At 52.3% G+C, this 26542-nt stretch carries 15 protein-coding genes, 2 tRNA genes and 2 pseudogenes; 4 read left to right on the forward strand and 15 right to left on the reverse strand.

Annotation, left to right across the window (positions count from 1 at the left end; all coding sequences use genetic code 11):
• Positions 1 to 178: 178 nt before the first annotated feature.
• The gene (gene asd, locus EHN07_RS16905; RefSeq protein ID WP_124025215.1) at positions 179 to 1285 is read right to left on the reverse strand and encodes an aspartate-semialdehyde dehydrogenase; all 1107 of its coding nucleotides are present in this window, start codon (positions 1283 to 1285) and stop codon (positions 179 to 181) included.
• Between the two features lie 144 nt (positions 1286 to 1429).
• On the opposite strand from asd, the gene EHN07_RS16910 reads away from it, so the two are divergent.
• Positions 1430 to 2023 (forward strand): YhgN family NAAT transporter, encoded by a 594-nt coding sequence (locus EHN07_RS16910; protein WP_124025216.1) that lies wholly within the window; start codon positions 1430 to 1432, stop codon positions 2021 to 2023.
• 83 nt (positions 2024 to 2106) lie between these two features.
• Here EHN07_RS16910 and yicI read toward each other — a convergent pair whose 3' ends face one another.
• Positions 2107 to 4431: an alpha-xylosidase gene (gene yicI / locus EHN07_RS16915; protein WP_124025217.1), complete on the reverse strand. Its 2325-nt coding sequence runs from the start codon at positions 4429 to 4431 to the stop codon at positions 2107 to 2109.
• Positions 4432 to 4773: 342 nt separating this feature from the next.
• Between yicI and EHN07_RS16920 the strand changes: the two genes are divergently transcribed.
• A tRNA-Sec gene (locus EHN07_RS16920) sits at positions 4774 to 4868 on the forward strand.
• 150 nt (positions 4869 to 5018) lie between these two features.
• On the opposite strand, the gene EHN07_RS16925 is transcribed toward EHN07_RS16920, so the two are convergent.
• The 3 genes and pseudogenes from EHN07_RS16925 to EHN07_RS20555 form a co-directional block, all read right to left on the reverse strand.
• Positions 5019 to 5330 (reverse strand): type II toxin-antitoxin system RelE/ParE family toxin, encoded by a 312-nt coding sequence (locus tag EHN07_RS16925; protein WP_124025218.1) that lies wholly within the window; start codon positions 5328 to 5330, stop codon positions 5019 to 5021.
• Complete coding sequence (locus tag EHN07_RS20550; RefSeq protein ID WP_124025219.1) at positions 5327 to 5614, reverse strand: damage-inducible protein J; 288 nt, start codon at positions 5612 to 5614, stop codon at positions 5327 to 5329. The genes EHN07_RS16925 and EHN07_RS20550 overlap by 4 nt, the downstream gene beginning before the upstream one ends.
• Positions 5615 to 5624: 10 nt before the next feature.
• Positions 5625 to 5870 (reverse strand): annotated as a pseudogene (locus EHN07_RS20555) (tyrosine-type recombinase/integrase); the annotation flags it as partial.
• A 35-nt stretch (positions 5871 to 5905) separates the two neighbouring features.
• On the opposite strand from EHN07_RS20555, the gene EHN07_RS16940 reads away from it, so the two are divergent.
• Positions 5906 to 6040 carry a SymE family type I addiction module toxin gene (locus tag EHN07_RS16940; protein ID WP_124025220.1) on the forward strand — a complete coding sequence of 45 codons (135 nt, stop codon included), beginning with the start codon at positions 5906 to 5908 and terminating at the stop codon, positions 6038 to 6040.
• Between the two features lie 38 nt (positions 6041 to 6078).
• On the opposite strand, the gene EHN07_RS16945 is transcribed toward EHN07_RS16940, so the two are convergent.
• The 10 genes and pseudogenes from EHN07_RS16945 to tnpA all read right to left on the reverse strand — a co-directional run bounded on the left by EHN07_RS16945 (position 6079) and on the right by tnpA (position 26385).
• The gene (locus EHN07_RS16945) at positions 6079 to 6444 is read right to left on the reverse strand and encodes a hypothetical protein (protein WP_124025221.1); all 366 of its coding nucleotides are present in this window, start codon (positions 6442 to 6444) and stop codon (positions 6079 to 6081) included.
• A 656-nt stretch (positions 6445 to 7100) separates the two neighbouring features.
• A pseudogene (locus EHN07_RS16950) lies at positions 7101 to 8192 on the reverse strand (VENN motif pre-toxin domain-containing protein); the annotation flags it as partial.
• A 90-nt stretch (positions 8193 to 8282) separates the two neighbouring features.
• Positions 8283 to 8372, reverse strand: coding sequence for an Imm45 family immunity protein (imm45, locus tag EHN07_RS16955; RefSeq protein WP_244202425.1), 90 nt, complete (start codon positions 8370 to 8372; stop codon positions 8283 to 8285).
• Between the two features lie 394 nt (positions 8373 to 8766).
• A complete protein-coding gene (locus tag EHN07_RS16965; protein ID WP_244202423.1) occupies positions 8767 to 9435 on the reverse strand; it encodes a hypothetical protein in 669 nt (222 codons plus the stop codon).
• 95 nt (positions 9436 to 9530) lie between these two features.
• Positions 9531 to 9902 (reverse strand): hypothetical protein, encoded by a 372-nt coding sequence (locus EHN07_RS16970; protein WP_244202424.1) that lies wholly within the window; start codon positions 9900 to 9902, stop codon positions 9531 to 9533.
• On the reverse strand, positions 9889 to 10401 hold the full coding sequence (locus tag EHN07_RS16975; protein WP_124025223.1) for a polymorphic toxin type 25 domain-containing protein: 513 nt from the start codon (positions 10399 to 10401) through the stop codon (positions 9889 to 9891). Before EHN07_RS16975 ends, EHN07_RS16970 begins: the two co-directional genes overlap by 14 nt.
• 266 nt (positions 10402 to 10667) lie before the next feature.
• Positions 10668 to 22700 carry a hemagglutinin repeat-containing protein gene (locus EHN07_RS16980; protein WP_124025224.1) on the reverse strand — a complete coding sequence of 4011 codons (12033 nt, stop codon included), beginning with the start codon at positions 22698 to 22700 and terminating at the stop codon, positions 10668 to 10670.
• 11 nt (positions 22701 to 22711) lie between these two features.
• Positions 22712 to 24364, reverse strand: coding sequence for a ShlB/FhaC/HecB family hemolysin secretion/activation protein (locus EHN07_RS16985; RefSeq protein ID WP_124025226.1), 1653 nt, complete (start codon positions 24362 to 24364; stop codon positions 22712 to 22714).
• 1126 nt (positions 24365 to 25490) lie between these two features.
• Positions 25491 to 25567: transfer RNA gene (locus tag EHN07_RS16990), tRNA-Lys, on the reverse strand.
• A gap of 401 nt (positions 25568 to 25968) precedes the next feature.
• The gene (gene tnpA / locus EHN07_RS17000; protein ID WP_124025225.1) at positions 25969 to 26385 is read right to left on the reverse strand and encodes an IS200/IS605 family transposase; all 417 of its coding nucleotides are present in this window, start codon (positions 26383 to 26385) and stop codon (positions 25969 to 25971) included.
• A gap of 23 nt (positions 26386 to 26408) precedes the next feature.
• On the opposite strand from tnpA, the gene EHN07_RS17005 reads away from it, so the two are divergent.
• A partial coding sequence (locus tag EHN07_RS17005; protein WP_167467328.1) for a helix-turn-helix domain-containing protein occupies positions 26409 to 26542 on the forward strand: 134 nt, incomplete at its 3' end.

Here is a 26542-nt window from a genome sequence, read left to right on the forward strand (position 1 = left end):
AAAATACCAACCCTGTAGCTGCTCTGCCCAACCTCCCATCATGGCGGTTACCTCCGCCCTGAATAAAGCATAGTCAACGCTCTGTTTTACTCCTGAAAATTAATCAACAACATTCATACACTCCATGTATGACGCGAAAAAAAAGGGGCTGCAATGCCCCTTTAGTGTGTAAGTGTAACTATGCGAGCAAGCGCAACATTCTGCGCAACGGCTCTGCAGCCCCCCACAAAAGTTGGTCGCCGACGGTGAAGGCGGAAAGGTATTCAGGCCCCATATTCAGCTTACGCAAGCGCCCAACTGGCGCAGCCAGGGTGCCGGTGACCGCCGCAGGCGTCAGTTCACGCATAGTGATATCGCGGTCGTTTGGCACCACTTTCACCCAATCGTTATGGGCGGCCAGCATCGCTTCGATGGTTGGCAGGGAAACGTCTTGTTTCAGCTTGATGGTGAACGCCTGGCTGTGGCAGCGCAGCGCGCCAACACGCACGCACAGGCCATCAACCGGAATAACGGTGCTGGTATTGAGGATTTTGTTGGTCTCCGCCTGGCCTTTCCACTCTTCGCGGGTCTGGCCGTTGTCGAGCTGCTTGTCGATCCACGGGATCAGGCTGCCAGCCAATGGCACGCCAAAGTTATCCGTTGGCAGGCTGCCGCTACGGGCAAGATCGGTGACTTTGCGTTCGATGTTCAAAATCGCGGAAGCAGGATCGGAAAGTTCGCTGGCAACGTGGCTATGCAGCTGGCCCATCTGGGTCAGCAGCTCACGCATATGGCGCGCACCGCCGCCGGATGCCGCCTGGTAAGTGGCAACAGAAACCCAGTCAACCAGGTCGTTGGCGAACAGGCCGCCAAGGGACATCAGCATCAGGCTGACGGTGCAGTTGCCGCCAACAAAGGTTTTCACGCCGTGGTTCAGGCCCTGCTCAATAACGTGCTGGTTTACCGGGTCGAGGATGATAATCGCATCATCTTTCATACGCAGTGAAGAGGCCGCATCAATCCAGTAACCTTGCCAGCCGCTTTCACGAAGCTTTGGATAGATTTCGTTGGTATAATCGCCGCCCTGACAGGTAATGATAATGTCCAGGGCCTTCAGCGCTTCCAGGTCATACGCGTCCTGCAACGTGCCGTTGTTCTGGCCGGCAAAAGACGGAGCCGCAAGGCCAAGCTGGGAAGTGGAGAAGAAAACCGGACGAATGGCGTCAAAGTCACGTTCCTCAACCATGCGTTGCATGAGAACGGAACCGACCATACCGCGCCAACCGATAAAACCAACATTTTTCATAGCGACTAATCCTGCGAAGATGTATGCGTTGTATGCATTAACTGAAAACAGCCCTCACATTACAAAATGCTGCCAAACTCGCAAGTGAAATTAATCAATGATCCGCAAGCTATTAGAAATACAACTTATTAGAGACCAACATTCATGACCGAAATCATCTCTGCGGCAGTTTTGTTAATCCTGATTATGGACCCGTTGGGAAACCTGCCGATTTTTATGTCGGTGCTCAAGCACACGGAGCCGAAGCGCCGCCGGAAAATCATGATCCGCGAGCTGCTGATTGCGCTGGCATTAATGCTGGTTTTCCTGTTTGCCGGGGAAAAAATTCTCGCGTTCCTTAACCTGCGCGCAGAGACGGTTTCTATCTCTGGCGGGATTATTTTGTTCCTGATTGCGATAAAAATGATTTTCCCGGGCCAGGAAGGCAGCGCTACCGGCCTGCCTGCGGGTGAAGAACCCTTTATTGTGCCGCTGGCGATCCCGCTGGTTGCCGGGCCGACACTGCTGGCAACGTTAATGCTGTTATCGCACCAGTATCCGAACCAGATGAGTCATTTAGTGATAGCGCTGCTGCTGGCCTGGGGCGGCACCGTGGCGATTTTGCTGCAATCGTCGCTGTTCTTGCGCCTGCTGGGTGAGAAAGGCGTGAATGCGCTGGAGCGTTTAATGGGGCTGGTGCTGGTGATGCTGGCAACGCAAATGTTCCTTGATGGGCTGCGGATTTGGATGAAGGGTTAAATTTTTAGTCCCTTCTCCCTCAGCTGTCTCTTGAGCAAAAGATCTGATCAAGAGACAGCCCACAGGGAGAGGGGAAAGACCCATTAAAGCTCGATAACCAATCCCGCCTCGTGCGAATCCGGCGTAATCACCACACCCTGCTCGCCCGCAGCGCTCTTACCTTGCTTCACCCCTTTCACGTTACCGATATTGCGCAGACACAGCGTCCAGTCTTTCGCCTGACCTTCGCCCTGCACGGTTAGCGTACTGCCTTCGCGCTTAACTTGCAGTTTGAAGATGACCGAACCGTCTGCCGCTGGAACTTCACAAAGCGCCTCGCGGCCATCATCCAGATTAAACAGCTGGAATGCCGTCCCTTCATGCCACGCATAATCCGGTTTCTGGTCGTTATTGCCCAGCGCTAACAGCGTGTTGTCACGCACATACACCGGCAGGCTCAGGAAATCATGCTGCTGTTTATGCCAGCGGCTGCCCTGTGCTTCGTGGTTGGTAAGCAGGTGCGTCCAGCGGCCTTCCGGCAGATAAAACTGCACGTCGCCCGCCTCGCTAAACACCGGTGCAACCATCACGGAATCGCCCAACATGTACTGGCGGTCGAGATAATCGCAGCCCGGATCGTCCGGGAACTCCAGCATCATGGCGCGCATCATCGGCGTACCGAACTCTGCGGCCTGCGCCGCCTGACGGTACAGATACGGCATCATGCGTGATTTCAGCTGCGTGAAGTGGCGCACCACGTCGCAGGCTTCGTCGTCGTAAGCCCATGGCACACGGTAAGATTTGCTGCCGTGCAGGCGACTATGGCTGGAAAGCAGCCCGAACGCGCACCAGCGTTTGTAGACGTGCGCCGGAGCGGTATTTTCAAAGCCGCCGATATCGTGGCTCCAGAAGCCAAAGCCGGACATGCCGAGTGACAGGCCGCCGCGCAGGCTTTCCGCCATTGATTCGTAGTTGGCGTAGCAGTCGCCGCCCCAGTGAACCGGAAATTGTTGTGCACCAACGGAGGCTGAACGGGCAAACAGCACCGCTTCTTCGTCGCCCAGCTCTTGCCTGAGCACGTTCCACACCAGCTCGTTATAGATGAACGCGTAATGGTTGTGCATTTTCTGCGGGTCGGAACCATCGTGCCACACCACATCCGTTGGAATGCGCTCGCCGAAGTCAGTTTTGAAGCAGTCCACCCCCATGCGCACCAGGCGTTTCAGGTGCCCCGCATACCATTCACACGCCGCCGGGTTAGTAAAATCAACAATCCCCTGCCCCGGCTGCCATTTGTCCCACTGCCACACCGCACCGTTCGGGCGTTTGAGCAGATAGCCTTTTTCCATCCCCTCGCGGAACAGCGGGGATTTCTGGCCGATGTATGGATTGATCCACACGCAGATTTTCAGGCCACGCGCTTTCAGGCGTTTCAACATGCCTTCCGGATCGGGGAACGTCACCGGGTCCCACTCAAAATCGCACCACTGGAAAGCCTTCATCCAGAAACAGTCGAAATGGAAAACATGTAGCGGCAGATTACGTTCAGCCATACCGTCGATAAAACTGTTTACCGTTGCTTCATCGTAATTGGTAGTGAAGGATGTGGTGAGCCACAGACCAAACGACCACGCTGGCGGCAGCGCCGGGCGGCCCGTAAAGCGGGTGTAACGGTCAAGCACCGCTTTCGGCGTTGGGCCATCAATCACGAAATATTCAAGATATTCACCTTCTACGCTGAATTGTACTTTGGAAACTTTTTCAGAACCCACTTCAAAAGAGACGCATTCAGGATGATTCACCAACACGCCGTAGCCGCGGTTAGTGAGGTAGAACGGAATATTTTTATAGGATTGCTCGGTGCTGGTGCCGCCGTCACGGTTCCAGGTTTCCACCGTCTGGCCGTTTTTCACCAGCGCGGTAAAGCGCTCGCCCAGACCGTAAACCGTTTCACCAACGCCCAAATCCAGGCGCTCGAACATATGCGTGTTACCAGTATTACCGTCCTGCACATAACCGTTGTTTTTCACCGCGCTGCCGGTGATGCGCACGCCGTCACGCAGGAAATCCAGCGCCCAGCTGTTGCCTTTCGTCACGCGCACGCTCAGGCTACCGCTTTTCAGCTCGGCAAATGCGTCGGTGTTCTGCATTTGGGTTTTTACATCGCTCAACACATTGAGCGGATAATGCGGGCCTTTATTTTCCACGCCCTGGAAATGCTCAATACGCACCCCGACCACGCCTTCCTGCGGCGAGAAAAAGCGCAGCGTAAACAGCGGGGTATCAAGCTGCCCGGCGCGTTCGCTCACATCTTTCATGCCCGCGTACACCACCATCTCATTACCCTGCTGCTCCACATCGAAAACCTGCACCGGGTGGATAAGCGCTAAACCGGGCTGAATCAGCCAGTTACCGTCACTAATTTTCATTCTGCTGCCCTCTGGTTACTGGATTTTTTTGCAGGCGACGTGGCAGAGAAACGGAAGCACGCCTGCCAAAAATGACCGTGAAAAATTCATCAGCTATGGTTTTAAATCATCCAAAGGGGAGCGGGAATTGTGGAATCTCGTTATCAGATTACGTTTCTTGATAACTGTGAGCGGAGTCGCTCAATGGAGGGGGTCAGAAGTGCTAAACGCGAGGTTGGTGCGCCTATTAATTGATCGTGCTAATAGTATTTGCAGAATCATTGAGTAAAGGGAAAAGCATTGTTTGGTAAGCGGAAGAAACCAGGTATACTGCGCACCGCCTCCATGTAGCAATCGAGGCAAGGAAGATCGTCGTCTCCGGTGAGGCGGCTGGACTTCAAATCCAGTTGGTGCCGCCAGCGGTGCCGGGCAGGTTCAACTCCTGTGATCTTCCGCCACTCATTGTCCGAACACATCCGAAAAAGTCTTTTAAAATCATTAAATTCATTAAGTTATCTCACCTCACCGTCCGTGTAAGTCCGAGACAATCGCCATAAATCCGTGAAAAATATGTATAGTATTGTGTATAAAATTTTTATACACATCATTCACTTATACACATGCCCCTTCTGACCGGCTATCTTGCGGGAGGTATGCAGCACGCGCAGGATACGCACCCGCTCTTTTTCGGCAACGTAGACGATGATGAACGGGAAGTGAGGCACCACAAGCTTACGTTGGCTCTCTGAGCGTCCGGCCTTCACCCCGGCAAGCGGGTTTTCTGTCAGGATAGTCGTCATGCCCGCCAGACGGTCATCGGCGGCGATAGCCACCATCGCACCCGCCTCGCGGTTCAGGTACAGGAAGATGTTTTCTCTGTCGGCCTGAGCGCGTTTTTCCCACTCAACCCTGATGGTCACAGCTTGCCCCGCATGGCCTGTTGTTTCAGCGTATTCATCCGGCTTTCCATATCATCATTGCTGATGTACTCGCCTTCACCTGCATCATGACGCCTGAACGCCTGGACTATCCGCTCTTCCAGCCAGCCTTCATGTTCACTGCTCTGATAGCGACGCTCTTCTGCTGCCAGTTCTTCGGCTCGCTGGCGCATCAGCTCTGTCAGGCTCATCTGCTGGCGCTCTGCTGCCTGCATCGCCAGCCGTTTGGTTTCTTCGTCGATACGGAAGTGGATGGTACTGCTCATCGTCATAACCTCACGTGGTGTCAGTTGTGTTGTCATTATGATAATTATCCTCCGGGTTGTCATCCGGGATTTGCGCTTCCCGCTCTGCCGGGTGTATCGTTGCATGAACAGCCTGTAACGCCCGCACCGACACCTGCATATATATCTGCGTTGATTCGACGCTGGTATGACCCGGCATCACCTGTATCCAGCGCAGGTCTGCACCATTCTCCAGCATCTGCGTCGCCATCGCATGACGGAACAGGTGACAGCTTCCATGGAGCTATTCACCATGAACAATGCGCCACTGAAATGACCACCTATTACAGCCGCACGCCCAGCCTGCACCTCAAGGGTGACTGGCTGGAAGAGGCAGGATTTAGGACGGATACGCCGGTTACCATTGCTGTAGAGCGGGGGCAACTGGTGATCCGGCCTGCTGAGTGACTGATAAAAAGATCCCGGCTCGGTGGCCGGGATTCTTGTTATTTCTTAGGGTAATTATAGTGTTCGGGTATTTGATAATCTTCCGGGATCGCTGGTAATTTAATCTCTTCAGACCAACCAACCTTTTCAATGTCTTCAAATATATTTAAAAAGAAATTCGACAAGTTAAGCGAGAAAAGTCGTGCCATAACTAAAGCATACTTAGCAGTCACAAGATCCTTTTCCTTAAGTGCATTTGTTAAGAGATCTAGCTCAATCTGTAATTTAGCCAACTCGTCACGTAGCTCTTTATCCAGATCCAAATGGTAATCAATGCTCCACTCATCATCAGCAAAGTCGATATTGCTTTCAGCTAATCCTGCCAGCATTCGGACTGCATTTTTAATCTTGTTGATATCTGTCATTTCAACTTCCTTCCTAAAGCTGCATCAGTTTTAGACTGATTGAGATTACCATCAAGGTTTACAACTGCTTTAAAATTCCCTCTCTTATCAAAAACTTCAATATGGTTTTTATGTTGACCATCCAGATAAAATTGATCACCTTTCTTAATATACTCACCGACATCACCAGTAGCTTTATATACACTCTGGCCTTGATATTGTTGGCTTGATTTTTGAGCTGTATTTTTTATTTCGCTACCAAATCCTGGTTGTTTCAGAAATTCATTCATGTTCCCTACGGCGCCTTTATTCGGCTGGTATTTCCCAATACCACCAGTAACCGCAGCCATCGCAGCCCCAGCAAGGAGCTCTGCCTGCTGTGGATCGATATCATAGCGACTCTGTAACTGTTGAGCGAACTCGGTACTGGTGACAACACCTTCCGCTTCCATCTGCTGCGCAAGTAATGAAGACATATCATTCTTCATCGACCACGGCACGTCATCACCGAGTACTCGGTCTATCGCTTCGCGAACCAGCATGCTGCTGCCTGCAACATCACCATAGTTTTGCTTACAGGCAGTTGGATCAGTTGAACAGACAGCGATCAACTCTTTTTGCTGCACCAGGCTTAGGTCTTCCATTTCCTTCACGATCTGACCACAGTCACCACGAGCCTCACAACCTTTAGCTTTAGCTGCAAAATCATCTATCTGTGTAGCGCTCAGATAGTTATTCTCCACCGCATTTTTACCGGCACTCGCCCCAGCCGCGGCTCCGGTTGTATCCCCGCCAGCAATACCGCCCGCCATTCCGGCTGAAATACTCGCCAGCGTACTGATGGTCTGTTTTTGATCTTCGGTGAGTTTGTCCACTCCCGGATAAAGCATACTGGCGATTGCTCGCGCCGCCAGTTCACCGGATGCAGCCCCCGCAGCGCCTGCCGCCGCACTGCTCCCCTGCAACGCTGCCACCGCACCACCTAATATTGCATGCGCAATAGCATTGACGGCAGGATCACCTTCTGTTGATTTCAATAGGTGAGCCAATTCAGGTGCAGATGCCCCTGCGATAGCACCGGCAATATTCCCGCCAGCCAGCCCTTGTAATGCAGTTGTCGCGGCCTGAATACCGCGCTGCATATCGCTACCGGTACCGTACTTTTCCATTTCATTTTTGTAGGCCTGCGTGTCACGCAGATTTGCAAGATACTCCTGGCGCTGTTCCTCTGTGACATTGGCTGGCAACGTAGCGCTCGATTCGCTTTTGGCTTTCTCCAGCGCATTAAGCTCACCCTGCGTCCGCGCAATGCCCGCTGCCTGGTTGCCGATATCACTGATAAGCCCGACTTCCTTCAGCCGGTTTTGCTCTTTTTCCTTGTCAAATATCGGACTGATGCTGTCGTTGGCATGTTCTGTGTCACGGCTGAGGTCAGCCACATCCTGCTTCTGATTATCTTTATCGCGCACCGTAATGGTGCCATTGGCCACCGCTGCCTGCGTGGTGCCTTCCGCATGCCCGCTGTTCCCCGCCGCAGAAATCATCCCGCCCGGCATATTGCCCTGGAAATTACCCCCAAAGCTGCCACCACCGCTGATACTGACGCCCGTGTGCTCAGTTTTGAAATCCGCTTCGTTATGCAGGTCACTGAAGCCCAGCGTCCCGGTGTCGAGGTGGTTCTTGTCCGCCGTTGCCGTAGAGGCGATGACCGCTCCGTCCAGTTGGGTATGGTTGCCGACGGTGATGTCGAAGCCACCGCTGCCCGCATACCATTGCTGTAGAGCGGGGCAACTGGTGATCAGACCTGCTGAGTAACAGGTAAAAAGCTCCCGGCTCATGATTTTGAGTCAGGAGCTTTATCATTCAACAGCGGTTGCTACATATTGTTCAATAATATGAACATCTTCAACATTACATTCTGGATAGATCCATTTTGCCCAGTTGTTGATAACCCACGTTGTACATAAACCAGGTCACTTTGTGCCTGTGCTATCTCTGCAGCAGTCGCTCCATTTTGCGCCATAAATTGCCCCAAAGTAGATGAAGCCTGACCAGAACTCATCATGCCGGATGGCAGACTTAGGTTATTATTCTCAACAACAACTTAGAATCCTTTTAATTTCAATAAACGAGCTATCCACATTCCGCCCCCGACAAAGCCTCCGACACTAAAACTAATCTTACAGAGCAGAAATATATTTTCCATAGTGAAATTCATTGGTATTCCTTTGAAAAATAAGAACAACAATTCTCCTGCCACGTATAAAATAATTGATGTCAAAAAAATAGACACAATACTTAATGTGATAAAAATAGCCAGGTGCAGAAACGTATTTTGCTTTCTCATTTTTTGCGATCCTCCTGAGAGGATTTCTGCTCTATATACTTCCCGCTGAGTTCAGAGCCCAAGCTACCACCGATATCACCCGCCATACCTGGAAAATAACTAGGTGTCATTTCTTTTGAAATCCCAAGTTCTCCCTTCACTTCAGTAAACTGTCTCAGACCAGCATTAAACTTAGGATCCCAGCCACCTTTCCACCAGTTTGCCCCGGCATTAACACCCCATGAAAGTCCTTTGCCAAGGCCATAACCAATACCCGAACCGACACCATTGATAAGCGCACCCGACAGCGGATCTTTGTTGTCAATCCAGTTACCCAGTGCACCACCTGCAGCATTCCAGCCCACTGTACCTGCCAGGCCATTACCCATGCTGAACACATTCACCCAGTCTGCAATGGCCGCATTAGCTGGGTCAATTGCGCCATCTACCCAGTAACTAGCCCCTGCATTAGCGCCAGCACCAAGTCCCCACATCACCTGAGCACTGCCAGGAAGCAGAGCCACTGTTCCTGTTGCCAGAGCCAGTCCTACCGCATCACGTTCATTTTTCGCTTTCTGACATGCGTTCCCGCCTGGATTATCAGAACAGCTCGCCATATCGACACCATGCTGACGTATCCATGCAGCCTGAGCATCTTCACTACCGCCGAGTAAGTTATTCTCCACCGTTATTTAATGGCTAATGAATATTATTAACCATGTTATATACGCCAGTCTTGATAGCCAAAGAAAAATCGCACCAAAGGATAGGTCTAATTTTGTCAAAAAAACCTTAATAAAAAAAATGGTTTTTCATCATCAATTAACCCTTGGTAAAAATATTTCCCATATAGTGCAAAGAGAAAAAATGACATTCCTCCAAATAAATTAGATATTAATGATAAATTATCAAACTCTCTTCGATATTCAGCTATCGCCGCCGCCACATACCCAAGAACAAGAAAAATCAATGCGCTGCTTGATAAAATATCACGTTTAAAAAACATATAATTAAAATAAAGCAAGGAATCCTTACCTACCTTAGTGCCGCCAAGATTTCTATAAACAAAAATAAAAAAACACACTCCCCACAGCAACAGCAACAATAGCAACATGAAGGATGATGCATTAAGAATAATATCATTTGAAATCATAGTGGTATATTTCCTTAGTGGAGTCACCGTTCAGATCTATTTTTTCATCATGAGAGCCAGTGGTAGAACCTGTAAAACCAATGCTTGGTCCAACAGAGAAAGAAAAGCCGATACCATCTTTTCCACCAGACATTCCTACAGAACCGGGACCAAAACCGATACTAGTTGAATAATCACGGTTTAAGTCGCCAAACACCCCTGGAAAATATGGACCAAAATCAATACCAACAGAAGCTCCAGCCTTAACACCAAACTCTTTGGTGTATCCTGTAGAAATAGAGAAGTAATCATTATTAACCTCAGCTCCTCCTTTCAGAGCAAGCCCCACGCCACCTGAAACTTCAACCTTTCCATTAGGTTTAACCTTATATTCAGTCCCCCAAGAAGGCCCTTCGCCAGTAGCAATTGTATTCAACCCTTCCTGAGTTTGTTCCTGCGTCAGATTATTGTCCACCGCATACTGATTCCATACAGCGTTAACCGCAACAGTATTGTCCATGCCCGTCCCGAAGCTGAGCGAGTTATTCTCAACAACAACTTAAAGCTTTCGATAGTAAAAAAACCATAAAATAAAACCTATCAATACTCCAGCAAGTCCCACTTTAAAATAGCTAAACAATTTATCAGAGAAAAACGATAGTATGTCTTTTCCGCCACCAATCCAGTAACCAAGCAGGCTGAATGACATTGTGATAATGAACAATGTAATAAAAAGGGCTGAACACATATAAAATAAAGCAATGAAAGATCTATATCTGCTATTCATCATTGCCCCGCCTCTTTACTCTTCAGAGCTTCATTCATCCCCTCTGTAAATCCTCCAGAAGCGGCAGCGTTCCCCGCATTACCTAAGATTGAAGGTAGAGAGTTTTGGGGTGCTGGTTTGGTTATCGTCCAGACGCCAGTCGGAACCCATTCGTACTGCTTCGATACTGGATTAAGCACTTTATCAGACTGAATTTTAATAATATTTCCCGCAGCGTAACCAACCGATGCACCCGCCTTACTCAATATCGCGCCTAAGAAAGGGTCATCGCCTTTAAGCTCTGCCTGGTAATACCCACCTGCCGCATTCCATGTCACTGTTGGGTTATAACTTTTACCCGCAGTAATCGCCCCAATAACCCCTGCACCAATCACATCTGATAGTTTGACTTCACCAGAAACACCATATTGGATAGCCGCCCCCCCGAGCGCCGATGCCCCAGCTGCGATTAACAGCTCTTTTCCATTGGTTACAGTATTGGTAACTATTGCTTTCCCACCCATCACCACAACAGGCCATGACGTAGGATCACTGATAACAGACATCACACGGTCTCCTGTCGTGATATTGTCCTTCAGGAACTTAAGATCTGTACCGTTCAGGTAATTCACCAACGCCGCCGCATCTGGATCTTTCAGCTTTTCATCCAGCCGAATTTGTGACGGATGCGCGTCATTGGCTACATTGGTCGCCCCTTGGATAAGCTCTTCCCATGTCACGCAAGCAACGCCACCACCGGAACAGGCATCAACCAGTTCTTTGCTGTTTTTGTTACTGATTTCGATATATTTCTCAACAACAGACTTGCAGTCACCACCTGATGCTTTGCAGTCGGACAGCTCTTTATCAAGTGCTCTGGCTTCTGTGCTACTCAGGAAGTTATTCTCAACAGTATTCTCCCCTGCACTGGCCCCGGCCGCCGCACCAGCCGTATTTCCCCCGGCAATCCCGCCAGCCATGCCCGCTGAAACAGACGCCAGCGTACTCACGGTTTGCTTCTGCTCTTCCGTCAGCTTCGACGGGTCTGTGTCTGGATAGAGCTGTCTGGCAATCGCTGTCGCAACCAGTTCGCCGGATGCGGCCCCTGCTGCGCCCGCTGCCGCACTGTTGCCCTGAAGAGCCGCGGTTACGCCGCCGAGGATGGCATGGGCAATAGCTTTTGCCGCCGTGTCGTCATCAATGCCTGCCTGATGGCCGATGATGTTTGCCAGTTCCGGTGCCGACGCGCCCGCCAGCGCACCCGCAATATTGCCGCCCGCCATTCCCTGCAGCGCTGCTGTGGCCGCCTGGATGCCACGCTGCAGATCGCTGCCGGTTCCGTACGTCACCATTACGTCTTTGTATGTCTGGGTATCACGCAGTTTCGCAAGATAGTTCTGGCGCTCTTTTTCTGTCGCGTTTGCGGGGAGTGTTGCGCCAGTTTCTTTCTGGGCCACCTTCAGCCCGTTAAGATCACCCTGCGTCCTGGCAATATCCGCCACCTGGCTGCCAATGTCGCCGATCATCCCAACTGCGTTCAGGCGGTTCTGCTCTTTCTCCTTATCGAAGATCGGGCTGATGCTGTCGTTGGCATGTTCGGTGTCGCGGCTCAGATCGGCCACGTCCTGCTTCTGGTTTGCCTTGTCGCGGATAGTAAGGGAGCCCTCTGCCACGGCGGCCTGCGTGGTGCCTTCTTTATGGCCGTTATTACCCGCAGCGGAGATCATGCCGCCCGGTAGGTTGCCCTGGAATTTATCCCCGAAGCTGCCACCGCCGCTCAGGCTGATACCGGAGTGCGAGGTTTTAAAGTCCGCTTCGTTGTGGATATCGCTGAAGTCCAGCGTCCCAGTATCGAGGCTGTTTTTGTCCGGCGTGGCGGTAGAGGCGATAACCGCGCCATCAAGCTGGGTGTGATGCCCCACGGTGATATCAAAGCCACCGTCCCCGGCATACAGCCCGGTTTGTTCGGCCACCGAATCAAAGCGGCTCTTCATCTTGTCCTGGCTGGCGTTGATATAGCCTGAACCGGACATGGTGCCGAAGGTGAAGCTGCCCCCCGCCGCAACGCTGGTCTGCCTGCTGTCGTAGTCGCTGTTATCCTGCTGGCTGCGCATCAGCAGGTCGTGACCGACATCGGCCACGATTTTATCGCCGTTAACCTGGGCGCCATCGAGCACGGTGTCATGCCCGCTTTTGATGGTGACGGTTTTGCCGCTGTCGACGGTGGTCTCGGTCCAGTCAGTACCGTTACCTTTGTCTTTACCGTTTGCAGCATTAACGTTGGCAAATACACTGATACCCGCGCCATTCCCGCCGGCACCAATACTGATACCGATACCACCGCCGCTGCTGCTGTTCTTGCCGCTGGACTGCTGTGTATTCGCCGCGCCTGCCAGCAGAATGTCGTTCTGCGCATCCAGTACGGTATCGCCTCCGGCTTTCAGCTGGCTTCCTGCAATCACGATGTCGCCGCTGTTCGGGCCTTTATTTTTACCCGTCGCCACAACAGAGAGGTTGTTGCCTGCGTTCAGCGTACTGCCTGATACCGCATCGCTCCCGGCGTGCTGTTGTGATTTTGATTTCTGGGTGGTGAGCGAGAGGCTGACACCCATCGCATTCGGGTCGCCGGTAGCGGAAGCCACTGCGGCAGCCTGTCCGGCCTGCACGCCAGACAGTGCCGTTTTGGTGGCCTGCAGTGCTTTCAGGCGACTATCACTTTCTTCGTTCGTCTCCTGTGCTGCGGTGACGGCATTGTTTATCGCGCTGCCGACCGTGCCAGAGAGCGCCAGCGTCAGGCCACTTTTCTTCTGCTCAAAGGTCTCGTCGCGGCTGCGCTTGTCGTGGCCCGGTTCAATGATGACGCTGTCGCCGGTCACCGCCAGGTCTTTTCCTGCAATCAGGTCGGCACCGCCGATGTGTGTCTGATTACCGGCAGAAATCGCCACGCTACCGCCCGTCGAACCGACGGTGCTGAAACTCTGGCTCTGCGTGGTGCCTGCTTCACGTAAATCGTGGGTGTTTTTGCTGCTGCCGACAGTGATACCAATCCCACCGGTTCCCATCAGGCCGCTCTTCTTCTCTTCTTTAAAGCGCCAGCTTGAATCGGTGTTGGTGGCGGCAACAATATCGACATTGTTACCCGCTCCCAGCGCCACGGTATTATCGCCCACGACTGAGGAGCCTTTCACCAGGAGGTTATTGCCCGCCTGAACGGTGACGTTATCACCGGAAAGCAACGTGCCTGCTTCACGGCTCGCACTGTCTTCCTCGATAGTGTGGGTCGTTTTCTTGCTGAGGAAGCCTTTTTTAGTCTTCGTCTCTTCCTGGTAGTGATAATCACTCTCGGTTGCTGTTGTCAGATTGACATCACGTCCGGCAGCCACGGCGATATCACCGCTGGCAGTGGCCTGAGCCGCTTCGCTGTTCACGTCGCGCCCGGCAATTACCGTGGTATTGCCACCACTGGCGATTTCCGTGCCCTGCTGGCGTACTGACTCGTCGATGACGGTTTTCTTGCCGCTGCGCGAACTGCTGCCGTCCACCGAGGCTTCAGCCTGCAGATTCACATCACGACCGGCCTGCATCGCCACATTGCCTTCTGCGGCAAGCCCTGCCGCCTGACTGTTGATGTCCTGGCCTGCTGCCAGTGCCAGGTCACCGCCTGCGGTGAGGGTGGTACGTGCATTGTCAGTGCTGTGGGTTTCGCTTTTGCCTTTTGAACTCGTTTCGCTGGTTTGTCCTGCGTTCAGGTTCAGGTCGTTACCGGCAATCAGCGTGGCGTTGTTGCCCGCACTGACTGAACTGGCTTCAGTCGTGACATCATTCCCCGCCTGAATACCCAGGTTGCCCCCCGCAGAAATCGTGCTGCCCTGCTGCGTGACCGATTCAGTACTGGTCGCCTCACTGCCGCGGAAGCCTGACTGGCTGTAGCTGTGAGTGGCCTGGTTTGCCGTTATCGCGATATCGCCCCAGGCATCCATCAGCAAATTGCCACCCGCGGCCACATTCGCCCCGGTTATGTTGATATTCTGTCCGGCACTCAGACTCAGGGCATCGAGTGAGGTAATGGACGCGATGTTGCCCACGGTCGTATCCACTATCCCGACATGGCCATTTTTATCCCCGGTATCAAGACTCCAGGTGCTTGTCTGCGTGATGTTGTTGATGCTGCCGTCGAGACTTTCAAGCTGGACGGTTTTGCCGCTGATGGTGGAGCCGATGTTGTTGATATCGCCCAGCGAGCTCAATTCCAGGTTGCCACCGGCGTTAATCAGGCCGTTGTTGAGGTTACTGATGCTGTTGCCGCTGTCGAGGCTCAGGTTATTTTTCGCGGTGATGCTACTGCCGCTGTTCGTGATGTTGCCGCCCGCCAGCTGGACATTGTTACCGGAAATCACGCTGCCGTTACTGACCGTCACATCTTTTGGCGAGAGATAAACTTTCGGCACCATCACCATCTGGCCGTTAATGGTCGTCGCTTCCCACCACAGAATACTTTTATCTAGTGAAGCGATTTGCGCCTGCGTGAGCGCGATACCGAATGCCAGCCCCAGCGTCTGCTGTGCAAATGCCGCGTTGTCCATCAGATACTGCATCTGCGCAAGATCTGATCCGATGCCATTGATGTAGCGATTGCCCGTCTGGTTCAGCATGAAATTACTGACGTAGCGTGTATCAAACGCCGCATCGCCGAGGAAACGGTAGTCGTACTCCGGGTGCAGGTTCAGGCGTTCAAGGAAATAAGACGAACCGAGGAACTTATTCTGATCGGTATAAGTGCTGCTGGTTTCCCGCGGGGCTTCGCCCGGTTTCATACCCGTCATGGCGTGGAGATCGCCAAACAACGAAGGATCAAGCTGGCCGAGGCCATCAAGCTTCGGGTTGGTGACAATAAGGTACGGGCTTTTCGGATCCGTCGCGGCCACGAAGTAGCCATTCTGGCTGTCCGGCAACGGGTAAGCGCGGGTATCCACCGCTTTACCAGCATGATTGTTCAGGCTGCTGCTGCCTGGTTTCACCAGAGCAGCATTTTGCATCGCAGGGTCCGCGAGATCGCCTTGTGAACCCAGCACGGCGTTGCCTTCTGCTGCGAAATCTCTGGAGGAAAGATCGGCCGAGCTGTTATCCAGATTACCGCCACCGTTGATTTGCTGGATAGCGTTTTGTAGGTGATCCTGCCACTGCGGCGTACCCGGCGTAAGGTTATCGGCACTGGCGAGGCTTTGTTTCTGCACACCGCTGTCTATGTTCTGGCTGCTCAGCGTATTCAGGGTTGGCGCCGTAATGGTGTTGCTGATTTTGCCCGCGTTCGCCGAAGTGGTGGTGTTGCTGATATCGCTGGTGAAGTTGGCAAAGACGTTGCCTCCGGCTTGAATTACGGAACGGAATATATCGCCTGCTTCCTCACGAATATCATGCCCAATTAATTTTAACGAAATAGAGTTTTTAACCGGTGCAACGGTCGTGTCCTGTAACGACCCACCACCGCCGACGTTTGTTGTTCCCCCTGCGATGGTTTTACCGGCAATCGTTCCCTGATATTGATAAATGAGATAGTCAGTTTTATTACTGACTTGATAACTATTGTTATCCAGTGTGTTTCCACTAAGAACGATATTGCCATTTGCCATGATATTGCTCGCCACGTTCTCGAGTGTGGAAGCATTCACTGAGAGATCTTTGCCTGAGAGAATACGCGAAGCATTGCTCTGGCTATCCACCGAAACGGTTTCTTTACTAATGGCAATCTCTTTCTTTAAGCCCTGAACTTTTGGTGCGTACACCTGAACCCAGCGATGATATTCAAAACACCAATGGCCGCTACACGAACCAGCATGTATCAGGTTATCGATGGTATAAACGCCGTATTCTGAAGGATCGAAAAAGGAGAGCGGAACATCCGCCACAGCATCACCCAACCATGGATACAGTTGGCTAAAATCTTCTGTCTCGGAGGATGAACTCAATCCTTCCCGCTCATTCAACAAATGCCCGGTCTTGATCGTAATATCACCGTTCACCGTCTCAATTGAACCAGACGTATTCACGACTTCGGCGTTAGCGTTGCCTGTCGTATCGCGCTGCATCCACAGACTGTTGCCCGCCAGAATATCACCACGATTGTTTTTGATGCTGTTTGCAAGCAGGGTCATATTGTTGCCCGCATACAGCAGTGCGGTGTTAAGCAGGGAGCCGGCGACTTGCGCGGTCAGGCTGCCACGGGTGCCGGTGAAACCGTTGAGGATAATATCGCTGGTACTGGTCAGGGCCACGTCGCCACCGGATTGCAGCGTACCTGCGGCATTCATACTGATGCGGCTGCCGCTCAGGTTGCTGGCAGCACTGCCTGCAGTGAGTTGCCCGTTGTTGGTCAGCTCGCCACCCGCACGGATGTTCAGCCCCTGGCCCTGCATCACGCTCTGGTTAGTGATGTCGCCGTTGTTGGTCAGCGTCAGCACATTGCCTGCCGCCATCACGTTGCGCGTGGTAAACGCATTCGTCAGGCCGACGGTTAAATTACCGAGCGCCACCACCTGGCCAAGCTGATCGAACCCGGTGCTGCTCAGTACCAGATTACCCCCGCTGAAGAGTTTCCCAGCGGCCTGAAGATTGACCTGACTGGCGTTGATATTGAGCTGGTTGCTGCCGAGCAACGTCCCGCTGTTGGTCAACACCTGATAGTCAGAAATCAGGTTCGCGGCCTGCACGGTGCCCTGATTGCTGAGGCTATTCCCCTTCAGATTCATCTGCTGGTCTGCCAGCAACGTCCCACTGTTGGTGGCGTTTGCAGCGTTGAGCAGCAGCGTGGTTGCCTGTAGCCAGTCGTTATTGGTCAGGCTTGCAGTGTTGAACGTCAGGTCGCCTGCGAACAGCAGTTTGCCGTCGTTTTGCGCTGAGCGGGCCGCGTCAATGCGTGAGGAACCCGCACCCTGCACAATGCCGTAGTTGATTAAATTCGCCGTGGTGATGGTCAGTTCGTTCTGGCTGAGGAGGGTGCCCACCGCACGGTTAGTCAGGTTGCCGGTGAGCGCAAGCGTGAGCACATCATTGCCCTGGATACGCCCCTGGTTATCCAGCGTGCCGCTGGTGATGTGTGTGTTGTTGCCCTGAATGCGCCCGAGGTTAATCACCGAAGTGGCATTCAATGCCAGTGCGCCGCCCGTCAACAGGGTTTTGTCTTGCTGCTGCGTAAACGTGCCGTTGAGCGCCACGGTCAACCCGTTAACACCGCTAATCTCGCCGTTGTTATTCAGCGTAGTACCGCGTAGCGTCAGGTTTTGTGCAATCCACTGCCCGCTATTGGCGAGGTTCAGCGCCTGTAATACCGCATTGCCACTGGCTGTGATTTTACTGCCCGCGCCAGAATTCAGGTCACCGACAAGCGTCAGGCTCAGGTCGTCGGCACTTTGAATCGCGCCGTTGTTATTCAGATTACTGGCGTTCAGCAGGATGTGTTGCCCCTGCCAGACGCCGCCGTTGACGATGTTGTCGCCATGAATGTTCAGCACGCCCTGAGTTAATAACTGGCCGTTCGTGTCGTTGTTCAACTCCAGGGATGGTGCTGAAAATGTCAGTGCATTCAGGCCGGTCAGTGTGCCCTGATTGCTGATTTTATTCTGCTGAGCGGTGAGGGTTTTGCCCTGAATCGCACGACTGCTATTGAGCGTGCTGCCTGCCAGCGACATATCGCCTTCGCTCAGCAGCGAACCGTTGTTGTTCAGGGTTTGGGCCTGAATTGTTGCCTGCCCATTGCTGAGGATGTCGCCGCTGTTAGTCAGCGTGTCATTCACGTTGGCAGTCAGGCCGCTGGTCGCAATGACCGTACCACCGTTACGCCAGTTGTTCGCGCTGAACTGGTTTTGTCCGCCCTGCAGCAGACCGTCTGTAGCAAGATTTTGCGCGTTGAAAGTCAGCATGCCGCCGGTAAGAACACGGCCATTCGCGTCTGTCGTGATGTCGTCAGCGTTCGCATTCAGCCAGTCGCTGCCCTGCCACAATCCGTCATTCGCCAGGCTTGTCGCATTCAAATCAAGGCTTTGCCCGATGACTTTGCCACTGTTGTTAAAATGGCCCGCGCTAAGTGCGACAGCCTGCTGACTCCAGATTTGGTTGCCGTTAAACATGTCGCCTTTCACGCGAGCGGTGAGGCCGTTCACGCCGATGAGCGAACCGGTGCTGGTGAGGTCATTCAGGGTTAACGAGAGCAAATTCCCCTGCAAAATGCCGCTATTGCTTAACGAGTCGCCGTGAAGCAGCAGATCGTTCGCCGCCACCAGGCCTGCGTTTTCGAGATTACCGTTCAGTGTCGCGTCGTGCTGTGCCAGTAAACGTCCGCCAGCCTGGTTGATAAACGGCCCGCTGAACGCAAGGTTCATGTTTTTAGCCGCGATATCACCGCTGTTATTCAGTTCATTGCCCGTCAGTGTCAGCAGGTCGTTCACCTGCAACAAACCGGCATTGTTCAGGCTTTGTAAGGCGAGAGTGAGTGCCCCGCCGCTCACCAGTTGCCCATTGCTGCGGTTAATCAGGATCGGCGTTTTAAGCTGTAACGTGCTGTTGCCTTGCAGCAGCCCATTGTTATCGAGGTTTTGTGTTTCAACACTGAGGTTATTTGCCGCCAGTTTGCCACTGTTGACTATGCTGTTTGCGGTCAGGCCGGCATCCTGCTGGCTGACTAAAGTACCGCTATTGATCAGTGCGTGACGGGTTATGGCATCCAGTTTATTTTGCGCCTGCGCAACACCACCGTTTTGCCAGTCTTGCGCATTCAGGGAGATATTTTTTCCCTGCATCAAGCCCTGGTTATTCACCGTCTGTCCATCAATTGCCAGTGCGCCGCCGCTCAGCAGTTGACCGTTGTTTTGATTAGTGAACGTCTCGCCCTTCAGGCTCAAATCAAGATTGCCTTGCAGCAACCCGCTGTTCATCAAATCGCCACGGAAAGCAAGCACGTTTGCCACCAGCATTCTGCTGTTTTCAAGGCTGCCACTGTCGATTGTCAGCCCTTGTTTCCCCAGCACTTCTCCCTGGTTTTTAAAGTCATTCGTCACCCTGATGGTGCCGTCCAGTTCGCTTAACGCATTGCCAGTGTTGATCCACTCGCCGCTCGCCAGATCCAGATTTTTCCCCTGCATCAGGCCCGCATTCGTTAAGCTGCTGGCACGCAACACCAGTTTGCCGTTGCTTAAAAGCACACCCGAATGCTGGTTATCAAGGGTGCGGGTCGTCAGCGTAAGCAGGTTCAGCCCTTGCAGCGTGCCGCTGTTGGCCAGCTTCGACAGGTTAATATTCGAATCACTGGCGGTAATCACGCCCGCGTTAGTGAGTTCCTGGGCTGTCAGTGTGAAGGTAGTCGCGGCATTGAACGCGCCAGTCTGGGTATTCGTCAGTTGCTTAGCGAGATTCAGCACGATGGCTGTTGCCTGCAATGTTCCGGCGTTCACGAAGGAATCTGAGTCCAGCATGAAATCACCCGCGGTCAGAATAGTGCCCTGGTTGCTGACGTTTTTTACCGTGAGATCCAGCGCCGCATCACCCTGAAGATCGCCGGTGTTAGTGAGTTCATCGCTCTGAATCGTCAGGTTTTTGGCAGCGACTTGCCCGCCATTTTCAAAGTTTGATCCTGTGAATTGCAGATGTTCTTGCGCCAGCAGTCGCCCGTTACTGGTCACGCGAGCCGTGCCCACCGTCATATTCACAGCGTTAACTTCACCGCTGTTAGTGAGCTGGTTGCCATTGAGCGTCAACCCGGCGTCGCTCGTGATAAGCCCGGTATTGGTGATTGTCGGAATCGTCAGCACAAAATCCTGCGTGCTGTATATCGTGCCGCCCAACTGGTTATTCAGATTATCAACGGCTAAATCCAGAGCCTGCGTGCCCTGCAAAAGGCCACTGTTGGTCAGGGATTGACCCTGCAACGTCAGCGCTGAAGCCATCAACGCCCCGCTGTTAGTCAGCTGGGTGCCGCTCAACGTCAACGCGGAATCGGTTCTGAGTGTACCGGCGTTGGTGAAGGTGGGAATGTTAAAGGCCAGGTTTTGCGCGCTGTACAGATAACCGCCGAACTGGTTGTCGAGGCGTTGCGCAGACAGGTTCAGTGCCATGTCGCCCTGGAATAGACCCGTGTTGACGATATTCTGGCTATTGAGGCTCAGTTCCGGCGCCACCAAGGAGCCGCTGTTGTTGACGTTGCCAGCATTAATGTTGATGGCAGCGGCATTGGTTTTACCGCCATGTGCCAGGTTATCTGCGCGGATAGCGAGAGGGCCACGGGCAGCTTGTGTGCCGTTAAGTGTGGCATCTGAGGCGTTGAGCGTAAGCTGACCATCGCTTTGCAGCTGCGCATTTTGTTGGCTGGCGAGCCGCTGCGCCTGCACCGCGAGGTCGCCGTGAGCAATGACTTCGCCATTCAGACTGGCATCATCCGCAGTCAGGGTGATATTGCCCTGGCTGGTGCTCAACGAGCCGCTTGCGGTGGTCAGGGAATTAGCCTTCACCGTCAGCGCATTTTTGCCCGACAGCGTGCCATTTTGCTGAATATTTCCCGCGATAACCGTGAGTGCGTCATCGCTCAGAATTTTACCGTTGACGCTGTTATTGAGCGTGTTAGTCGCGTTGATACTGGCGCGGCCTTTTGCGCTCAGCGTACCATTTTGTTCAAGAGTTTGGGTGGTGAGATCCAGCTCACCGCCGCTCAGCATCTGGCCTGTGTTGGTCAGGGCTGTAGCACTTATCGCCATGTTTTTCTGGCTTTGCACGGTGCTGGTGTTATTCAGCATGCTGGCGTTAATTTGTGCGGCACTATTGGCGGTAATCGTGCCGTGGTTGGTCAACGTACCGCTGTTTAAGGCGACATTGTTTCCGGCAACCAGCTGGCCCTGATTATCCATCGACCCGACGACTTCAGCCGTGATATCACGCGCCGCGTCAGCGCGGCTACTACCATCCTGAGTTAAATCATGCGCGTTGAGACTGAGGTTATTTCCGGTGGTCAACGTCGCACCGGATAAGCTCAGCTTGCCATCACTGTTCAGGACAATATTGTTGTCGCTGACAAAGGTGCCGCTGTTAAGCGCAACATCCTGCCCGCTAACCCTGATATCGCCACTGGCTTTGTATTCCCCGCTCAGCGCAACGCTTTCGCCTTTTGCCGTCAGGCTGCCGCTGGCAAGACTGTTGGTTACCGTCAGCCTGCCGCTGGCATCCAGCTGAATATCCCCCTGCCGCGCATTCAGGTTGCCGAGGTTGACCCCCACTCCTTTGTCGCTGGAAACCAGGCGAATCCGGTTGGCGTACATGCCGCCAAGCGCGCCGGTATCCACGGCAACCACAGGCGCTGCCCCCTCACCGCTAATAGGGGTAACATCACCATCCGTACCAACGCGGTTCGCGCCTGTCGTCACGCTCAGATCCCTGGCATGGATCGCCGCGTTCACTTCCGTTGCGCGTGCGATCAGAGAGAGCGCGTCACTGTTGCTGGCATCCAGCCCTTGCCCTTCAACGGTGATAGAACCTTTTGTGACATCAAGAGATTGCAGATTACCGTTGGCATCAAACACCGGCTTCCCGGTGGTCAGCGTCACATTTGGGGTGTTGATAAACCCGCAGCCATTACAGGTAATTCCATACGGGTTCGCCACCATCACGTTCGCGGCTTTGCCTGCCACTTCGGTGTAACCCTGTAGCTGTGAGCGGTTAGCCCCCGTCACTTCGTTGATGATGCCGCGCGCTTCCTGGCCTGCTTTCAGATTGGGGTTGTTCTGTATCAGCCCACCAAGCTGCGTCTGATTGAGCTGCCCGGTGGCGTTATTAAGGATTAAGCCCTCTTTACCAACGTTGTAATCCTGGTACTGGTTATGGGAAATCCCCGCCCCGTTGGGCGTGGCGATGTTCACCACCGGCACCCCGTTCCCGGCCTGGTCAATTCCGGTGGCACCATTGGCGGGCGTCGGTGCGGCAAATGCTGGGATGACAGGCTGTCCGGCGAGTAAGACGCAAATCAGGTAGCTCAACAAGCGCTGAGCAAAGCGAACGGGTTGCTGATAATTGTCCATAATCTTTGGCCTCACAATACGATGCTAACGCGGTAGTAAATACTGATGTGATCGGGTGCAAGCCAATCCGGATATTTCAAAGGTGTTCCCACCGTGAACTGGCTGGAGTAATAACGGTTAGCGCTTGATAACCCTACCGCCGCCCCCCACAACGTGCCCGATGCCCACGGATCGTGTTCATCTTTTTGTAACCAACCACCGTCGATTGCCGCAACGCTGCTGACCTGGCCGATAAACGGCAAAGTGAACAGCGTGTAGTTGAGTTCGTTGCGCAGGTAGCCGCCGTTATCGCCGGATAAATACTGCTCTTTAAAACCGCGCACCGAGCTTTCACCGCCGATTGTCAGGCGTTCGCTGCCGTAAAGTCGGTCTGGCGACCATTGCCCGTAAACGCTGGTCAGCCACCATAAATCGTTGGCGACCGGAAGCTGGAAGCTGCCATTCACGCTCCATTTTTTGAACTCGGCTTTCGGCATATTGTCGTTTTTGCCGTTGTCGTCTTCCGCACCGAGCCAGGGCACGCCGTGGCTGAAGGTCGGGTTAAACGTCGCCACGCCCCCGAGGATTTTTTGCGTATGGTTCAGGCCAAACAGCAGGCTGGAAAGTTTGCGGCTGCTGCTGTCGAGCTTCGCGTCGTTAAGGTAGTTGTTGCTGATTTGGTGGGTCAGGCCGATGGAGGCGCCGGTTTTAATATCGCCATTGCGAAATAGCACGTGCGAAGCGGTAAAACGATGCGTCTGGCTGTCGCCGGTGGAGGTCCAGTTAAAGCCTTTGTTATCAATCGTGCTGAGATACTGGCTCCAGCTATAGCTGTAATCAAACAGGCTGTATCCGTAGGGAATACTCAGCCCGGCCTGCACGCTCCGGGCATCATGAGAGTGCGAAAAATCACTGCTGCGCGCGCCGCTGACAAACCATTTATCCGCTAGCCCCAGCAGGTTATTGCCCGTCAGTGCCCCATTAAGCTGGCCGGTACCGGTACTTTTTTGCCCGCTGTTATCAAACCCCAGTGAAACACGGAGCGGAAACTCCGGCGTGGCGGTGAGGTTGACGATGGAATAGCCCGGTTTTTCACCGGGCAGAATTTCAATCTGCACCGGGTTGCTGCGCAGGCGGTTGATTTGTTCCATGCCCTGCTCAATATCGCGCAGGTTCAGAATTTCACCTTCCAGCCCCGGGAATGCCATTTTCAGGGTGCGGGTGGGTATTTCATCCATACGGATATGCTGCAGACGCCCTTCCATGACAGAGATAATCAACTGCCCTGAGGAAAGATTTTGTTCTGAGAGAAAGGCCCGACTGGTGATGTAGCCTCGACCGATGTACCACTCAGACACATCACTGACCAGCTGGTTTATGTGCGGCATGTCCAGGCACTGATGGAGATACGGGGCAACCAGTTGCGCACGGGTTCGGGCAGTTAACAGAGTGGCTTTATCAAGATTGATACCGTTCAGTTTAAAGCAGGGGCCAACTACGGAAAGAGATGAAGAGGGGACTGACGGAAGGGGCTGCAGACTACGCATCAGTTCATCGCGCTGTTGCTGGTTTTGCTCAAGACGCTGCTGCTGCTGCTCAATGACGGTATCCCTGTCCGCCGGGTTAAGCGCCCGGGCATGGAAAGGTAACAGCATCAGCCCCAACAGCAGAATCATCAGTCGCATTATGGTTATCGTATTCACTCAGCTTATCCCTGAAAGCCTTCCCCCGAGAACAGACAGGCCCTCTCAGAAATGGATACATAAACTGACACTAACTTACACTTACGACCAATAACAGCACTAAAAGTGTGCATTTTTCAACACTACGGAGATTTATTAAACAAAATATTGATGATAAACAAACAATCGTTGCTGAAGGGTTATCACATTCATCCCAGAATGTTCCTGGTCCGGTGGGTTAAATCGTCAACTATATATTCGGGAGAATATTTAGTCATTTTTTCACCGCTGGGGGGAGAATAACCAAAAAGCTGCACATAAAAATCATAATATATTGCTGGTTACACTGCGGGGAGAATATTCCAAACGAGGTGATGGATGTATTTTCTGACGATGGCTTAATATAAAAAAAGCCTCCAGCATAAGGAGGCGAAAGCATGTCCCAGACTTCCTTAGCGTACCGGAAGATATAAAGTTATAACGAGGCATATAACAGCGCCAGAGTAACAAAGCTCACTGCAGCTGAATATTAAAAAAGATGTATAATTTTAATCATGTCGGAGAATAACTTTTGTCATCTTTGCAAAAAAAGGCTCTCAGTTAGATTTTAAAAACCCTGTTTTTGCTGTCTTATGGAACTTCGCGTAGCCAATAACGCTTCATCTTTGTTTTCGTTGAATTCTGTATTTCTGGCATAAAAGGGGGGATTACTGAGTTGTGCTTAAAAATTCACATAATCGTCATATTCGACTGAATACTGGAGGTAAATAATGGCAGGGTTTCGATAGCGCGATAGCTGTGACAAACCCCCAGTACTCATGCGAATATGCTCTCCAGCCACTCGGGCTTACACCGTCTTCGCAGGCTGGAAAGCTGATCTTTCAATAACAATAAAAAGTAATTACCCGCTAAATAAAATCAGGCAGAAAAATGTATATACAGCCCAATCAGCGAAATCATCATGATCCAGACCAGCATAAAGTAATTCAAACTACTCATTTTATACCTGTCCGTTTATCTGACATTCAGCGAAATTAAATCTACATTATCAGCAGGCCAGGTCACGAGAGTGGGCCACTAACGTTCTGGTTTTACCATCAGCCGTTCTGCCTGCTGAACTAAAAAGTATTGGACCGCCATCGAGGCCTCGAACCTCGTACCTACAACTTAAATGGTCGTCTGCTCTGCCTGCTGAGCTAATGGCGGTTAGTGTTGGTGGCCTTTGCTAAACCCGAATCAGCGACCTGACGATGGTGGTCATTCGCTTTAATCGGCTAAGCTAAAGGGCCGGTATATTTTAGAGCCGTCATCCATGACAGCGCATTGCCATGAGAGCTTATTCACTTGACGGCGCGAATAATATTTTCTAAACGCCTGGCGCTCAACAGGAAAAGATGTTCATTTTTATGCATTAAAATTATCGCGGATACAGGGATAAAAAAGGCACCTGGTTCTGTTAGCGCTGAATATCAGCCCTGTTATCAAGGAACTTGATTAGGTGAGCTGTTATGTGTGATAGAGGTGATTTAGTGTAGCTCGTCGCATCTTACCCTGTGTGCCCTATATCCCCGACCTTCAGGGCAGGGATATAAGGCACGGTTTTCTACCTAACCTGGTGTTTGCTGTTGCTCAATGTATTGCCGGATGATGGATATTGGCGCTCCGCCGCAACTACTGGCAAAGTAGCCCGGAGTCCACAGAACGCCTTTGTAGTAATACCGTGTGGCAATGTCTGGGCGATCACGACGAAGCAATCGACTGGACACCCCTTTAAGACTGTTAACCAAACTGGATACCGCTAATTTTGGTGGGTAGTTGACCAACAAATGAACGTGATCACCTTCTCCATCCATCTCAACCAGTTCAACATCAAAATCAGCGCATACACTGGCAAAGTAACTGCGTAACTTCTCGATAGCATCCTGATCAAATACTCGGCGTCGATACTTGGCAACAAATACCAGGTGAACATGCATCAGGAATGTGCAATGTCTTCCTCGACGAATATCAATTTCTTTTGTCATAGGCCAAAAATATAATCTTCCATATGAAACGACTACAAGCCTTCAAATTCCAGTTAAGACCTAATGGTCAGCAAGATCGCGATATGCGGCGCTTCGCTGGGGCTTGTCGTTTTGTATTCAACAAATCACTGGCCTTGCAGAATGAAAATCATGAGGC

The organism is Buttiauxella warmboldiae (assembly GCF_003818135.1).
GTDB lineage: Bacteria > Pseudomonadota > Gammaproteobacteria > Enterobacterales > Enterobacteriaceae > Buttiauxella > Buttiauxella warmboldiae.